This window comes from Streptomyces sp. NPDC090994, assembly GCF_044768905.1.
In the GTDB taxonomy this organism is placed as follows: domain Bacteria; phylum Actinomycetota; class Actinomycetes; order Streptomycetales; family Streptomycetaceae; genus Streptomyces.
Window position 1 is genome coordinate 1 of record NZ_JBIVWS010000036.1, and the last position, 14,698, is coordinate 14,698.

The 14,698-nt window shown below is 70.9% G+C and carries 11 protein-coding genes and 1 pseudogene; 1 reads left to right on the forward strand and 11 read right to left on the reverse strand.

What is annotated here, in order from left to right; translation table 11 throughout:
- The 3 genes and pseudogenes from ACIQR3_RS36290 to ACIQR3_RS36300 form a co-directional block, all read right to left on the reverse strand.
- The coding region (locus ACIQR3_RS36290; protein WP_403545572.1) for a site-specific integrase at positions 1-2,339 on the reverse strand (2,339 nt) is incomplete at its 3' end.
- Positions 2,332-3,528, reverse strand: a complete 1,197-nt coding sequence (locus tag ACIQR3_RS36295) for a tyrosine-type recombinase/integrase (RefSeq protein WP_403545574.1) — start codon at positions 3,526-3,528, stop codon at positions 2,332-2,334. The genes ACIQR3_RS36295 and ACIQR3_RS36290, both read right to left, overlap by 8 nt.
- 60 nt (positions 3,529-3,588) lie before the next feature.
- Positions 3,589-3,765 (reverse strand): annotated as a pseudogene (locus tag ACIQR3_RS36300) (DUF4158 domain-containing protein); the annotation flags it as partial.
- Between the two features lie 553 nt (positions 3,766-4,318).
- Here ACIQR3_RS36300 and ACIQR3_RS36305 point away from each other — a divergent pair.
- The gene (locus ACIQR3_RS36305) at positions 4,319-5,275 is read left to right on the forward strand and encodes an AraC family transcriptional regulator (protein WP_403545576.1); all 957 of its coding nucleotides are present in this window, start codon (positions 4,319-4,321) and stop codon (positions 5,273-5,275) included.
- A 77-nt stretch (positions 5,276-5,352) separates the two neighbouring features.
- Here the strand turns inward: ACIQR3_RS36305 and ACIQR3_RS36310 are convergent, their stop codons facing one another.
- The 8 genes from ACIQR3_RS36310 to ACIQR3_RS36345 form a co-directional block, all read right to left on the reverse strand.
- Positions 5,353-8,118 carry a LuxR C-terminal-related transcriptional regulator gene (locus ACIQR3_RS36310; protein WP_403545578.1) on the reverse strand — a complete coding sequence of 922 codons (2,766 nt, stop codon included), beginning with the start codon at positions 8,116-8,118 and terminating at the stop codon, positions 5,353-5,355.
- A gap of 314 nt (positions 8,119-8,432) precedes the next feature.
- Complete coding sequence (locus ACIQR3_RS36315) at positions 8,433-9,314, reverse strand: alpha/beta hydrolase (RefSeq protein WP_403545580.1); 882 nt, start codon at positions 9,312-9,314, stop codon at positions 8,433-8,435.
- Between the two features lie 28 nt (positions 9,315-9,342).
- Positions 9,343-10,200: an alpha/beta fold hydrolase gene (locus tag ACIQR3_RS36320; protein ID WP_403545582.1), complete on the reverse strand. Its 858-nt coding sequence runs from the start codon at positions 10,198-10,200 to the stop codon at positions 9,343-9,345.
- A 47-nt stretch (positions 10,201-10,247) separates the two neighbouring features.
- On the reverse strand, positions 10,248-10,763 hold the full coding sequence (locus ACIQR3_RS36325; RefSeq protein ID WP_403545584.1) for a Dps family protein: 516 nt from the start codon (positions 10,761-10,763) through the stop codon (positions 10,248-10,250).
- A gap of 48 nt (positions 10,764-10,811) precedes the next feature.
- On the reverse strand, positions 10,812-11,354 hold the full coding sequence (locus ACIQR3_RS36330; protein ID WP_403545586.1) for a DoxX family protein: 543 nt from the start codon (positions 11,352-11,354) through the stop codon (positions 10,812-10,814).
- A gap of 32 nt (positions 11,355-11,386) precedes the next feature.
- Entirely contained in the window at positions 11,387-12,049 is a 663-nt protein-coding gene (locus ACIQR3_RS36335) for a hydrolase (protein ID WP_403545588.1), read from the reverse strand.
- Between the two features lie 205 nt (positions 12,050-12,254).
- Positions 12,255-14,153, reverse strand: a complete 1,899-nt coding sequence (locus tag ACIQR3_RS36340; RefSeq protein ID WP_403545590.1) for an amidohydrolase — start codon at positions 14,151-14,153, stop codon at positions 12,255-12,257.
- A gap of 80 nt (positions 14,154-14,233) precedes the next feature.
- Positions 14,234-14,623: an SsgA family sporulation/cell division regulator gene (locus ACIQR3_RS36345; RefSeq protein WP_403545592.1), complete on the reverse strand. Its 390-nt coding sequence runs from the start codon at positions 14,621-14,623 to the stop codon at positions 14,234-14,236.
- Positions 14,624-14,698 lie beyond the last annotated feature (75 nt).

Below are 14,698 nucleotides of genomic sequence, written 5' to 3' on the forward strand. Positions count from 1 at the left end.
AAGCATCGTTCATCACGATCGGTGACCGTAGTGCCCGAGGACTCCATGCGCCCACTGAACTGGGCAATCTCCAGGCTTCGTTCAGTCAACGGGGCGTGTTCGTGCTGGCAGGGTGACCCGTAGGGGCGAGCACAGTTGCCGAGTTCGACCTTGCGTTTGTCGAAGTGCTCCTCGAACTCGGCCCACTCCTCGGGGGTCACATCGCCGTACTCGTGCTCGGGACGCAGGTCTCGGCGATGGTTCAGGAACTCCTGGTAGTGCTTGACGATGTCCTCGGCGAAGACCGCGACGTAGCCCTGTGTCGTCTGGAGATTCAGGTGTCCGAGGAGGGCGGCACCGATGTGGATTGGAAGGCCGCCGTTGACGATCTCGGTCGCGAAGAGTCGGCGGAAGTCGTGCGGCGTGAACTTGGTGCCGGCGAACGCCGGGGCGCTCTCAGCAATTTCTTCGCAGCTGCGCGCGAGCATGTTGAGGATCGTGTGCGGGGCGATGACATTGCGGATAGTCCCCAGCTGACGCTGGAACAGAAACGGCATAGGTTCTGACCAGAGCTTCTCGTGCGAGTCGTAGCGGGTCACGAGGGGAATGGCCTGGCCGTTGCGGGTCTGGCGGCGGATGATCTGCGCGATGGCATGGAACAGCTCGGCGGACATCGGGATAACCCGCTCGCGTTCACTCTTCGACGGGGCGACGACCAGGAGAGCGATGACCTCGCCGTTGGGCCGTTCGTATTGGCGAATGCTCAGGTGAGTCAGTTCAACGAGCTCTTCGACCCGGATGCCGCTGTGCCGCAGGATCTCAACGGCCACCCACTCCCAGAACGCCGACTCCTCCGCCATGGTCACGTTGATCATCTCGCCGGTGCTGTGGTCGATGATCCGTACGGATGGCTCGGCTAGGGCCTTGGCCCGGCGGCGGTCCTCGCGGGAATCCGTGCGGCTGTAACGACGCTCCTGATATTCGAACGGCTCGCCAAGAGGGACGGGACGGGCAGCCTCCAGCAGGTCCGCCAGGTGCTCGTAACGGTCCTCAACATGTCGGACGAGGACCGGCAACAGAGGCTGGCGAGCGCGGGTGCGGTCGGCCATCCGCCGGTTGATCTCGCGGCGCCGCTTGCCGAACCCCTTGAGATCTCGCGGCAGGATCGGGCAGGGAGCCACCCACTGAGCCCACCGCTCCGGTTCGGCGACGGCCCAACTGTGAAGGTCAACGTAGAGGCAGCGGACGGCCAGCAGCACAGAGGCAGCGTCTTTTCGTAGCCGGGTCCGGTCGGCCTTGCCGTTCTTCCGCCAGTACTGGATCTCGGCCCGCCACTGGTCGTATAGCTCTTGGCTGAGGTTCAGGTCCTTCTGCTCGGGGTTGAGTTCCTCGATGACGGCCCAGAACAGGCTCGCCAGCTGGCGGGCGAGACCTTCGAGGGTGATGTAGTCGGTGTCGGCCTTGCGCCGTGCCAGGTAGTCGATCAGGAGCTGCCGGACGGCAGCGTTCTTGATGTTGTAGCGGTCGACGAGTTCCTCGACGCTTCGCTGACCGTCATAGATGAACGTCCTCAGGGTCGGGGCCGTCCCAGGAGGGAAGTGCCCCATCCTGTGCAGGATCTCCCAGGCGCCCAGGGCCGCGAAACGCGTGGTTCTCTTGGTCGCGCCGGGCGTCAGCCCCAGACGCTTGTTCTCCAGCGAGTAGTGCAGCAGGGCCGGCGGGGTCAGGTCCTCCAAGTGGATGCCCTGTGTCGTGAGCGCGCAGGTCACGTCGAATTTCGCCCGCTGCCGGTGCATCGTGGTGAGCCGCTCTTGAGCGTCGACCGTCTTGAAGAACTCGTCCAGCCGGGGGTCCTGCTGGATCTTCCGGAACGGCTCGGCGTAGTCGGAGAACTTGTTCGCCCGGAATCCGGAGAGCGAGGGCTGGATGATCCGGGCGGCGAAGGCCATCTTCAGCGCGGAGACCATGTTGCTGCCGTCGTAGCCGACCCCTGGCCGTCCCAGGACATTGACCGAGAGGGCGTTCTCCTCGTTGAACCCGCTGGCCTCCCAGCGCTCCTGCCAGGTCTGCCCCGACAGTGTCTCCAGGTGCCCGAAGAGCATCCGGATGCCAGCCGTGCGTTTCTCCACCAGGGAGCGCCCCTGGTTCGGCCACGCGTGACGGGCGAGCTCGCACAGATCGTCGATGCTGGCCTGCGACAGGTCCCCGAACGGGGCCGGAGGCTTTGCGGGCCGGGGAGCTGGGGCCGCCTTCAGCGATGCGCTGGTGAACCTTCTTGGCTCGGTCTGATTGGGCACCGTGTCGTAGTTCTGGCGCCGGTGGCGGGCCGTGTAGGTCTCGACGGTCGTGCGGTTAGGCACCGAACACCGCCTTGACGTCGTCGGGGTCGTAACCGGCGGCGAAGGTCCGTTGCACCCGCGGGCGGTTGTAGTGGGCCTGCAGGGCGTCGAAGAGGTCCTCGACGCGGGCATTGAGGTAGCGGCCGGTGCTGGCCAGGTCGGTGTGCCGCATGATCGCGCGGACCTGGGCGAGGGTGAGGTTGGGGTCGTTTGCCATCCGAGTGGCTGCGGTGTGCCGCAGGTCGTGCAGGGTCCAGTTCGTACCGAGCTTCTCGTTTGCGCGCTGGATCACGCGCCGCATCGCCCAGTAGGTCAGCGGCCGGTCCGGGCCCCGCCGCGTGCGGAGAACCGGCTCGTCGGCCGGCGGCAGTCCGATGTGGTCGAGGTAGGCGGCCAGGACCGTCAGCGCCTGCGGGCTGGCCGGGACCGCCTCGCGGTCGTCGGTCCCCTTGGTGATCACCCAGATCAGTTGCTTGGCCCAGTCGATGTCTCCCGGGGTGACCCCGAGGAGTTCGCTGGCGCGGGAGCCACTGGAGACGTAGAGCAGGACCGCGGCCCGGTCACGGCCGCACGTCATCGCCCCGAAGAACTCGTCCCACATCGAGTCGGGAATCGAGCGGGGATCGGTCCGGCGGACCCGCTGGCGGAGCCTGGCCCGCCGGAATTGAGGGACCTCGCTGTCCGGGGCCCGGTGAGCGAGCGCCCGGCGCTGTGCCCGTGACTCCGGCACCGGGTTGACGAGCGGGCCCCGGCCGTAGTGCCGGTGGTAGGCGTAGAAGCTGCTGACCACGGTCAGGCAGTGGTTGATCGTGCTGGGGGCGTAGCCGGCCTTGAGATAGGGCTTGCCCGTGCGGGGGTTCACCGAGCCGGGGTGCGGTGCGTTCGGGTTCCCCCGGCGGCGCTGCGGATTCGGAGCGACCCGGAGCCATCCGACCAACGCGGACGCTTCTGCCTCCGTCGCCCGCTCCCAGGGGATGCCGAGGAACCACAACAGCCGGTACCAGCGCAGCAGATCGTACGCGTAACTCTTGGCGGTCAACGGCCGGTTGTCGTCCAGGATCAGGCCGCGGAGGTACGGAAGGACGGGGGCGACGGCGGCCCCGTCAGCGTCGAGAACGGTGTACCGAGGTATGGATTCCAGCTCGATAACCGAGCCGACGCGCGGCACATCGGCCCGGCCCTCGATCAGCTGGCGATGCAGGTCTTGCAACACACACTTCCTTGCAGGCGGAGATCATCTCGCTCCATGATCGGAGGCACTGGTGCAGTTAACACACCACATCTGGAGGGCGAAGCCCAGCTGATGATGCTTCGTACGCCGCAGCGCGATCAGATCCCGGTCCACATCGTCCAGGAAGAAGAACCGCTCCAACTCGGGTCTCGTCGGCTCCTCGGCGAACTTCCCGTACGCCTCGGCCTGATCATCAGTTAAGAACTCCACCGGCATGACGCGGACCGTAGCCAGGCCCCACCCGTGATCGACGATCTTTCGGCGAACCTCAGTTCTGGGGATGATCGCTGTGCTAGCCGACCATGATCGTTCTCAGCGCCAACGGCTGTACCGATGTTCCCCAAGGCCGATGCCGGTTTGGTAGTGCCTGAGTTCGGCTGGAATCGGCCGAGCTTCTCGATTCGCAGCGCGGCGACGCCACGGCCGCCACCTGGATCCCGGAGTGCAGGGCCGTCGCCTCGGCGGCAGAGATCGAGGTCAAGGGCTCTTACGTCAGGCCGGCCAGGTGGGTGGTTCTGTACCGACGCGCGCTGCCTCCGTCGCCTTCGTGATGCCGGGCAGCGGCGACGGTGCTGTCTGCCGGCGTTCGGCCCGACGGTGCCCTGGCCAGCTGCGCGCCGGTCGCCGAGTGCGGGGGAACGAGGGTTTCTTCTCCCGCGGGCCAGAGCTTCACGGAAGTGCCTTGAGCGCCACCGCGAGCGCGAGGAGAATCGGTCCTCGAACAGGGAGAACAGGTGGAGGAACGTTGTTGCTGCTGGACACTGGCGCCTTGCCCCCCGCCGAACGGCTGGAGGCGTTCCGGCACGGGATGACCAACGAGTCGGTGCCCAACCGCATCGTTCACGAGTCCTCCGAAGGTGTTCACGCCCGGATGGAACTCTGGAACGTCGGGGACCTGCCGATGTTCTCCACGTACAACAGTGGCTTCGAGGCCCACCGCACCCCCGCGCACATCCGCAGGCAACGCAGCAACCCGGTCGTCTCGGTGTCGCTCCAGCACCGGGGGACGGGCCGCGCGGAAGTAGCCGGCGAGCGGCTGACGTTCGGGCCGGACGACGTCTGCGTCTTCCACGAGCTCTCGCCCCGCGTCTACGGATGGTCGGGCGACGGGGGATCCCAGGCCATGGTCTTCGACGTCGAGCGGATCGGCCTGCCCGTGGAGACGGTGGTGCGGGCCTCTCTCCAGCTGCGGGCCAGTCCGCTCCACGACCTGGTCTTGCGGCACCTGCGGGACATGTGGCGGAATCCGGGCCGACTGGCCCGGGACCCCGGCGCGACGGCCCTGGCGGGTGCCACCGCCGACCTGGTCCGCGCGCTCCTGATATCCGCAGCGCACGACCCGCGGACACCGGTCGTGCGGTCGGTGATGGACGAGACCCTGCTCACCCGGGTGATGGCCCACGTCCGCCGGCACCACACCGACCCCGGCCTCTCCGCGGAGAGCATCGCCCACGCGCACGGGGTGTCGGTCCGCCACCTCTACCAGGTACTGCGCGACGCCGACATGAGCCTGGAACAGTGGGTCATCTCCGAGCGGCTCGCCACCGCCCGGAAGATGCTGGCCTCGCCCGACCACGCGGGCCTCACCATCGGAGCCGTCGCGGCCCGCTGCGGCTTCTCCAGCCCGAGCCACTTCGCCCGCAGATTCCGGTCCGCCTACGACGTGTCCCCGCGCGAGTGGAGGCAGCAGGCGAGACGGGGGACCAGCGCCCCGCCCCGCGCCTGAGTCCAGGGCTCGTGCTCCCGAAGAACACGTGCTCACCGAGTCACCTGCTCCGGAACGCCCTTGGGCCATCCGGCCGTTCAGCGGTCGTACGCTTCGCGCACCGCGTGCGCCAGGGCCGCGCGGGAGGCCACGTTGACCTTCGGAAAGATCTTGTAGAGGTGGGTGCCGACGGTGCGCGGTGACACCTTCAGCCGCTCGGCGATCTGCCCGTTGCTCAGGCCCGACGCCACGAGTCGCGCGATGCGCAGCTCCTGGGGGGACAGCTGCCACACCTCTGTCGGCCTGGTCCGCGCGACGACCGTGCCGGCGGCCCGGAGTTCCGCCGCTGCCCTGCCGGACCAGGGTTCCGCCCCGAGCCTGGTGAAATGCGTGTGCGCGGTTAGCAGGTGGGCACGGGCCTCCTCGGGGCGATGGGCGAGCCGCAGCCACGCGCCATGGCGCAGGTGCAGGCGGGCCAGTTCGAAGGGCCACGCGTCGGCCCCCGGCATCGCGTAGGCGGCCTCGCTGAGGGTGTGCACGTCCCCGCCCTCGGCGGCCATCGCCTCGGCGGCCGCCAGCACGAAGGCGTGCCGGGGCGCGATGTCCCCCATCCGGATCTCATGGCCGGCCGCGATGTGGCGCAGCGCCTCGGCGCGGCGTCCGGTCCGCACCGCCGCCTCGACCAGGTCGAGGAACACGTGCTGGAAGTGCGGCTCCTGAGGAGGCAACGTCCCCGGCGGGGTCAGGGACGCCGCCAGCGCGTACGCGGTCTCGTCCGCTCCCGAGGCCAGGGCGTGAACGGCGCGGATGCCGGTGATCCGGCGCAGGACGTAGGACTGGCCGCGCTTCGCCGCCCAGGACTCGATCCGTTCCAGGACCGCTTCCGGCTGTCGGCCGCGTGCCGCGTGGACCGCGGCCTCGGTGAGGCGGAAGAGCCGTTCGTGGAGTCCGCAGCCCTGCTCCCGGGCCGTGTGCGCGCCCCGGCGGGAGACGGTGAGACAGCGGTCCCACCGGCCTCGCAGGTAGTCGTCTCCGCAGGTGGCGAGATCCACGTGCGCCTGGGTCAGATACGGCGCCCGCTGGACGACGCGGTGCCAGAGCTGGGCGTGCTCGCCCACGCTGTCGAGTGCAGCTGCGATCCACAGCAACTGCCAGGCGTCCCTGACCTCTTCCTCGGGAGTCAGCGCCGCTACCAGCCGCCGCAGGCGGCGCGTTCCGTCGGTGTCCGGACGGGTGGGCCGGTTCCAGAGGTCGGAGCAGAGCCGTGCCACGGCTCCGGAGCGGGGCAGTTCCGTGCGCAGGGCGTCGCGGAGCGCCGGCTCGTCGGAGAAGACGGCCGTCAGGTGGAGCAGGAAACGGAGGGTGGTCCGCGCGGTGTCGTCTGCCGTCGGCGCACGGTGGCGCAGACCGGCGAGCAGCGCCGGAAGACGGGTGACGGCCGGGGAGAGATCGCCGTCGCTCTCGAACCGGACGTAGGCGTCGGTCAGTTCCCACAGGGGGCGGCTGTCAGCGGGTACGCCTTCGACCTCGGCGTCCGCCAGCAGGCGGGTGGCGAGGGCCGGCTGTCCGCCGACGGCCGCCGCGTGGGCGGCGGCCGTGAGCCTGGCGCCGCGAGCTCCCAGGCGTGCGCTCAGCCGTGCGGCGTGCTCCAGGAGCGTCGCGGCTTCGGCGTGGCCACCGTGCCGGATCCTGCGGCGGGCCACCTCCACGAGGTGGTCCGCCACGTCGTCGTCGGTGCCTTCGACGGCCGCGGCCAGGTGGGTGGCATGCCGCTCGTCGTCACGGGGCAGTACGGCGGCCAGGGCGGCGTGGGCGCGGCGCAGGTCCGCGGCGGAGGCTGTCTGTATCAGGCACGTGCGGACCAGAGGGTGCAGGAAGGTCAGTCTGGCGTGGTGCAGGCGGACCAGGCCGGACCTCTCGGCCGCCACCAGCGTGTCCTCCGCGGCCGGCGATCCGGCGGTGACGGCGGCCTCGATCACCAGGCGGACGCTCCGTTCCTCGTGGCCGGCGAGCGCGTGGAGCAGGAGCAGGAAGCGGGTTCGCGGAGGCAGGGCGTCGAGCCGCACGGCGAAGTCGTGTGCCGGGCGGTCGCTCGAGGGAGCGGCGAGGGCCGGAGCCTGCTCCGTACGGTCGACGTGCTCCGGCCGCGCGGGCGTTCCCACCAGGGTCAGCGGGTTGCCGGCCGCTTCCCGTACGAGGCGGGCCCGGGTCTGCGCCGTGAGGTCGGGCCGGCGGCGGCGCAGGACCGCATCCGACTCGGCGGAGGTCAGCGGGGCGAGATCCAGGACCTCGGCACCGGTGCTGTCCAGGGCCGACGCGGCCTCGGCGCGCACGGCGCAGACCAGGACGATCGGCGCGGTGGCGATTCTGCGCTGGACGAAGGCCAGGACGCCCGCGCTGGGCGCGTCCACCCACTGGAGGTCGTCGACGGCCAGGAGCAGGGGCTGTTCGTCGGCGATCCCGCTCAGCAGCGCCAGGGTGGCCGCGGCGACGGCCAACCCTCCGGGAGTCGTGTCCACCACGATGTCCAAGGCTGCTTCCAGACAGAGGCGCTGGGAGTCGGTCAGCACGTCGTGCCGGTCCAGCAGGGGCCGGACCAGCCGGCGCAGGACGTCGAGGGCCATGCCCGCCTCCGGGGCGGCGCCGGCGGCCCGCAGGACGCGCATCCCCCGTTCCGAGGCGAAGGCGGCCGCCTCGTCCAGCAGCGCGGTCCTGCCGATGCCGGCCTCGCCGCGCAGCCACAGCGCCCGCCCTCCGGCCGGGGCCGCGACCACGGCGTCCCGCAAGGCTGACCAGGGGGCGTCCCGCCCCGCCAGCGACGTACAGGACCGGGGTGGTGCTCCCGTCGTGCCGTCGGACGTCATCGTGCCGCTCCCTGGAACCGTGACCGCGTCGAGCGGCGAGGACACGGCCCCCCCCACCGCGGTTTCGACGCTAGGACGCGGACGGAACGGAACCGGCGGTCGCGCACGCACAGGCCAAAGCCCTGCAGCCACAGGCCGAAGTTCCGCGGCCACAGGCCGGAACTCCGCAGCCACGGGCCGCGGAGGTGCCCCTCCGGTTTTTTCCGTCCTTCGCGCGGCACCCACCGGGCGGACGAGGGGAGAACGCGAAGCGGCCGGCCCGGACACAGAGGTCCGGACCGGCCGCTCGGAGGGGCGTGTTCGTCAGTGGGCGGTCATGCCGCGTCTCCCGCCGTGGGATCGACGTGACGGTTGAGGAAGGCGAGGGCCGTGTCGGCGACCTCGCGCCATCCGCTGTCGATGGTGAGGGCGTGGCCCCGGCCCGGGATCTCCAGGATCTCCGTGACCGCGGACCCGTTGCGCACCTGCTTCTTGTACGATGCGTGGGCGATGGCCCACGGAACGGTGTTGTCCTTCTCCCCGGAGAGGATGAGCAGGGGACCCCGGTCGGGGTTCAGAGTGTCCACCTTGACCTCGGTCCACGGGTTGACGTTCGCGACCGCGGCCTGGAACAGCGGTTCGCCCGGGGCCGGCACGGCGAAGGTCTCGTACAGCTCGCGCGCCTCCGCCTCGCTGACGGCGTTGGCGAACGAGTACCGGAACTGCTCGTAGGTGAGCGGCACCGCCCGGTGGTAGTTGGCGGGGTTGCCGAGTACCGCACTGGCCGCCCGCAGGGAGGACAGTGGCAGGGGCAGCACGCCCCGGAACGGTGCCGGGTCGATGGCCACCGAGGCACGGGACAGCCCGCGGCCCGCGATGATCTGGGTGATCAGGCCGCCGAAGGAGTGCCCGACCACCACCGGCTTGCGGTCGAGCTTCCGCACGAGGTCGCAGAAGTGGTCGGCGACCTGACCGACGCTCTTGCCGGCGAAGACCTCGGGGTGGGCGTTGGCCTCCTCGACCGTCTCGGGGTCGTCGGGCCAGCCCGGCATGACGGGGACGAAACCGGCGGCGTCGAACACGGCCGCCCACCGCTCCCAACTGGTGGGCAGGAGCCAGAGGCCGTGGACGAAGACGACGGGGACGCGGCCGTCGGCGTTGGCTCGTTCGACCTGGGCCAGGTCACGCGCGTAGGAGCTTTCGGAGGGGAGAGACACGGAACATCCCTTCGGGAGTGGGGCGCGGTCAGCGCCGGACGGCGCCGGCGGCCGATCGGATCAGCGAGGTCACCGCGTGGGGGAAGCTGTGGAGCGGCAGATGCGAGCTGGGGACCTCGACCGTGTGCGAACCCGCGCGCCGGGCCTGGAAGCGCTGGAGCTCCGGCGGGATGCCGCGGTCCTCGGTGGCGATCAGCGTCCAGGACGGGAGCGTGCGCCAGGCCGCCTCGGTCGCCCGGTCGCCGAAGGCGGTGGCGCTCAGCGGACGCTGGACGGCGGCCAGGACGCGCGCGGTGTCGCGCGGCACGTCCTGGGCGAAGACCTGGTGGAACTTGTCGGTCCTGAGATAGAGGTCGATGCCGGGGGAGCCGTCGGGCGCGGGTGAGGGCACCTGGATGAGTGCCGGTGCCAGCTGCGAGCCGGGGAACCGGGACGACAGTTCGCCGAGCACGTCGCCGGCGTCGGGCATGAACGCCGCGACGTAGACGAGCGCTCGGACGCCGGGGGTGCGCGCGGCGGCCTGGGTGATCACCGCACCGCCGTAGGAGTGGCCCGCCAGGACCACGGGGCCCTCGACGCTTTCCAGGAACGCCGTGATGTGGGCCGCGTCGTGGTGCAGTCCGCGCAGCGGGTTGGCGGGGGCCAGCACGCGGTAGCCGCGGTCCTGGAGCCGTTCGATGACGGGCGACCAGCTGGACGCGTCGGCGAACGCACCGTGCACCAGGACGATGGTGGGCCGGGGCTGTCCGGAGGGCGCGCGGTCCTGGGCGGCGGCGGGGTGTGCGGCGGCGGTGCCGATGCCGAGCGACGCGACCGTGGCGGCACCGGCCGTGATCGCCGTACGCCGTGAGAGGCCCTTTCCTGACATGGCCTGGGCATGGGACATGTGTCTGCGCTTTCTGTGCGGGGTTTCGGCGGGGCGGAGGGCGTCTTTCAGGCGCGGGTCAGCGGGGTGCGGACCAGGTGCTCGCCGAGGAACCAGACCTGGGTCTCGCCGGTCCGGATGACCTCGGAGACGATGAGGTCCTCGCTGCCGACGTCGTCCCGTTCCGCCACCCGGCGCGCGGCGTCCCGGGCGTCGACCAGGATCGTCTCGTGCGCCTCCAGGAGGCGCGACAGCATGGCGGGCAGCTTCTCCACGCCGTCGGGCGGGCGGGGGACGCGGGTCATCTCCGCGACGTGCCGGGGGTCGCCCACCGCGACGCCGCCGAGGCTCTGGACGCGTTCGGCGAGGAGGTCGACGATCGCCAGCTGCTGTTCCGCGTGCCGGTCAAGGAGCAGGTGCAGTTGGTGGAAGGTGGGCCCACGCATGAGCCAGTGGTGCTTCTTGTACAAGGCGTACAGCATCTGGGTGTCGGCCAGCAGAAGGTTGAGGCGTCGGCAGGAGTACAGCCGACTCTCGTGGGAGAGGCCGATGCCCACGTGCTGCACGGTGCCGAATGCCTGCACCTCCTCTCCCTTCCGGCTCTGGCGGGGTGTCGAGGGACGGAGGAGCCGTCATGTTCCACTCCGGGTGTCTGAGGGGCGGGTACGGAGCCTGGCGCCGGGCCCCGTGGGCGCGGGGCGGTGCAGCACCGCACGGACGGCCAGGCCGCTGCCCACCCCGCCGGCCACGGCGACGAGGGTCCACCAGACGGGCCAGGGCGTCAGGCCCAGGGCCGCGTCCACGGACCAGCGGCCGGGACCGGTGAGGGTGAGGACCGCGGGCAGGACCATGAGGACCAACGGGTACTCGTAGCCGTCGTTCTGCACCCACAGCCCGTGCGGGAGCTTCACGGTCAGGGCCACGGTCATCACGCCGATGACACCGGCCGCGGCCGGCGGGGTCAGGGCACCGGCGGCGAGCGTCAGCCCCGCCCCGATCTGGGCGCCGCCCGCGGCGAGAGCCGTCAGGGCGCCGCCGCGGAAGCCGTCGCCCCGGAATTCCGCGGCACCGCCCGCCAGCCCCTTGCCGCCGAGCCGGAAGCTCACCTTCTGCACTCCGTGCCCGGCGACGAGAAGCCCGACGAGAAGCCGCAGGACCAGCAGACCGATGTCCATCGTCGTGCTCCTGGGGGACGTCGGAGGCGGGGTCAGCCCGCGGCGTGCGGGTCGATCATGGACTGGGCGTAGACGACCCCCATGCCGTAGGCGCCGCCGTGCTCCTTCACCACGTCGAGGGTCTGGGTGTACGTCTCCGAGCGCGCCCAGTCGCGCTGGAGCTCCAGCAGGACCTGGAGCCAGGTGACCGGGACGGCGCCGGCCGCGGTCATGCGCTGCATGGCGTGCTCGTGGGCCTCGGGCGTGACGCCGGCGGAGGCGTCGGCGACGACGTACACCTCGTAGCCCTGGCCGAGGGCGGAGAGGGCGGGCAGGACGAGACAGACCTCGGTCCACAGCCCGGACAGGATGATCTTGCTGCGGCCGGTGGCCTTGACCGCCTCGACGAGCGCGGGGTCCTCCCAGGCGTTCATCGTGGTCCGGTCCACGATCTCGTGCTTCGGGAAGACCTCGCGCAACTGCGGCAGGAGCGGGCCGGAGAACGACTCGGCGGCGACGGTGGACAGCACGACGGGCACGTCGAAGACGGTGGCCGCCTTGGCGAGGCCCACGGTGGCGTTGATGACCCCGGCGCGGTCCGAGCTGGCCGCGCCGAAGAACATCTGCGGCTGGTGGTCCACGAACAGCATCATCGCGTTGTCGGGGGTGAGCAGGTCGGGGCTGGGGGCTGCCTCGACGGCATCGAAGTCGATCACGACGGGTCCTTTCAAGGGGATGAGAGTCGAGAGGGCGAAGAGAAGTGCCCGAGGGGGCAGGGCGATGCCGCATGGGCTGATCCGTCGTCAGCTTGCGGGCTGACCTGCCCTGTTCACGTACAGACGCTACGGTCGTGAGGGGCACCGCAGCTTTGCTCAGGGTGGCCGGGGCTGTTCTCACACTGCATGGCTCGTCGGCGTCCGCTCAGAGGACGAAGCACGGATCGAAGACCTGGGGGGCGTTCTCAGGGGCGAAGCCACGGGCGACCCGCCACTGGCGGTGCTGCTCCGACGCCGCCACCGCCTCGGCCAGGCGGTCCGCCTGGCGCGCCCCCGTGATTCCCGGTGGCGGGGTCGCCTGGTAGCCGCCGAAGTGGGCCACCGGGCTCCAGGAGGGGCTGACGGGCGGGACCACCTCGTCCAGGCCCTCGTACTCCGCCGCCGCGTAGACGAGCCGGCCGCCGACGACGGTGAGGACCGACTCGATGTGCGGGATGTCGTCCGCGTGCACGGCGAAGTAGTCGTGGGACAGGACCGCGAAGTCCGCCAGGAAACCCGTCCTCAGCAGACCCTTCACCTCGCCCTCGCCGGTCATCCGGGCGCCGCCCCGGGTGTACATCTCCAGCGCCTTCTCCCGTGACACCAGCCGGCCCGGCGGGTACAGGCAGAGGTCGCCCACGGTGCGCCCGGTGACGAGCCAGTGCAGGGCCACCCACGGGTTGTACGACGAGACCCGGGTCGCGTCCGTGCCCGCCGCCACCGGCAGGCCCCGCTCGAGCATCTCCGTGACCGGCGGCGTGCGTTCGGCCGCCTCGGCGCCGTACCGGTCGACGAAGGCCCTGCCCTGGAAGGACATGCGGTTCTGCACGCCGATCGAGCCGCCCAGCGCCGCGATCCGCTCCAGACTCCGCGGGGACACCGTTTCGGCGTGGTCGAAAAGCCAGCGGTTGCCCGAGGGGAAGAGGCCGTCCGCCGCCAGCTTCTCGAAGACCGCCAGATCCCGGCGGATGGTCTCGTCGTAGGTGGCGTGCAGCCGGAAGTCCCAGCCGTTCTCCATGAGCAGCCGGACGGCCTTCTCGAACTCGGCCTCGTAGCCGGCGGCGAGTTCGGGCCGGGGCTCCGAGAAGTTCTCGAAGTCGGCCGCCGCCCAGGTCAGGTTCTCTCCGGCACCGTTCAGCCGGAGCCATTCGTCGCCCTCATCGGGGCGTACGGTCTCGATCCACCGCCGCAGGTCGTCCAGTTCCTGTCCGGCGGTCTGCGGGAAGAGGTGGTACGCGATCCGCAAGGAGAGCTCTCCGGTCCGGGCCAGCTCGGTGACGGTCCGGTAGTTCTCCGGGAAGCTCTGGAACCCGCCGGCCGCGTCGACGGCGGAGGTGAGACCGAACCGGTTGAGTTCTCGCAGGAAGTGCCGGGTGGAGGTCTTCCGGTCCTCCTCGCCCAGCGTGGGCGCCGCCGCCAGCGTCGAGTAGAGGATCAGCGCGCTGGGCGCGGCGAGCAGGACCCCTGTCGGTTTCCCGTCACGTCCGCGCACGATCTGTCCGCCCCTCGGGTCGGGGGTGTCGCGGGTGTAGCCGGCGGCGCGTACGGCGGCGCGGTTCATCAGGGCGGACTGGTACAGGTGCAGGACGAAGACGGGGGTGTCCGGGGCCGCCGCGTTGAGTTCCGCCACCGTCGGCATCCGCCGCTCGGCGAACTGCTCGGCCGTCCAGCCGCCGACCACCCGTATCCACTGGCCCTTCGGGGTGCGGCCGGCCTGCTCACGCAGCATGGCCAGCGCCTGCCGCAGCGAGGGCACGCCGTCCCAGCGCAGCTCCAGCACGTAGTTGAGGCCGCCCCTGATCACGTGCAGGTGCGAGTCGTTCAGGCCGGGGACGACCCGGCGGCCCAGCGCGTCGACCACGCGGGTCCGCGGCCCCACGTGCCGCGCGACCGTCCCCTCGTCGCCGAGGGCGGTGATCCTGCCGTCGCGGACCGCCAGGGCCGTTGCGGCGGGACGCTCCGGATCACCGGTATGGATCTTGGCGTTGCGGACGACGAGGTCCGCGGTGTCGCCGTCGTCGAGGTCGGGAAAGGGGGTGACACCGCTGACCGGCATCGTCGTCATGACGGGGCCTCTCGTTCTCGGGAGGAGTGGGGCAGGGCCCGACGAGCCCCGCAAAGGACAGGGGAGGGCGGCGGGTGGTTCTAGCCGCGCCGCCCGAGGATGGCGTTGAGCATCCGGTCGAGCTCGGTCCGGATCCGCGGAGAGACGTCGGGTGGCCGGGGCTGGGTCAGGGAGAGGAAGGAGCACAGCGTGTCCGTGCGGAAGCGCACCACGCAGGAGCCGTAGAGGGAGACCAGTTCGATGTGCGTCTCGCCGGCGTCGCCGGGCCGGATCCGGCCGTCGCCCTCGCCGACGGCCCGGACGACACCGTCCTCCAGCAGGCTCCGGGCGAAGACCCAGGTCGCCGCCCCGCCCTCGTCCGGGTCTTCGGCCGGGGCGAAGTCGAGTCGCACCGCCAGCGGGTCGCCGGGATCGTGCCGGATCCCCACCACGAGCCGGGCTGCGCCGTGGTCCGGCGATAACACGTTCACCGTGACGAGTTGCTGGACGGGCCTCACGGAGACTCCTCGAAACGTGGTCCTGGGGGACGCCGGCGCCACCGGTGC

Bases quoted from the DNA above. Each gene is read 5' to 3' on its own strand.
- ACIQR3_RS36310 (WP_403545578.1), bottom strand. From the start codon at position 8,118: ATGACGTCCGACGGCACGACGGGAGCACCACCCCGGTCCTGTACGTCG.
- ACIQR3_RS36340 (WP_403545590.1), bottom strand. From the start codon at position 14,153: ATGACGACGATGCCGGTCAGCGGTGTCACCCCCTTTCCCGACCTCGAC.
- ACIQR3_RS36330 (WP_403545586.1), bottom strand. From the start codon at position 11,354: ATGGACATCGGTCTGCTGGTCCTGCGGCTTCTCGTCGGGCTTCTCGTC.
- ACIQR3_RS36320 (WP_403545582.1), bottom strand. From the start codon at position 10,200: ATGTCCCATGCCCAGGCCATGTCAGGAAAGGGCCTCTCACGGCGTACG.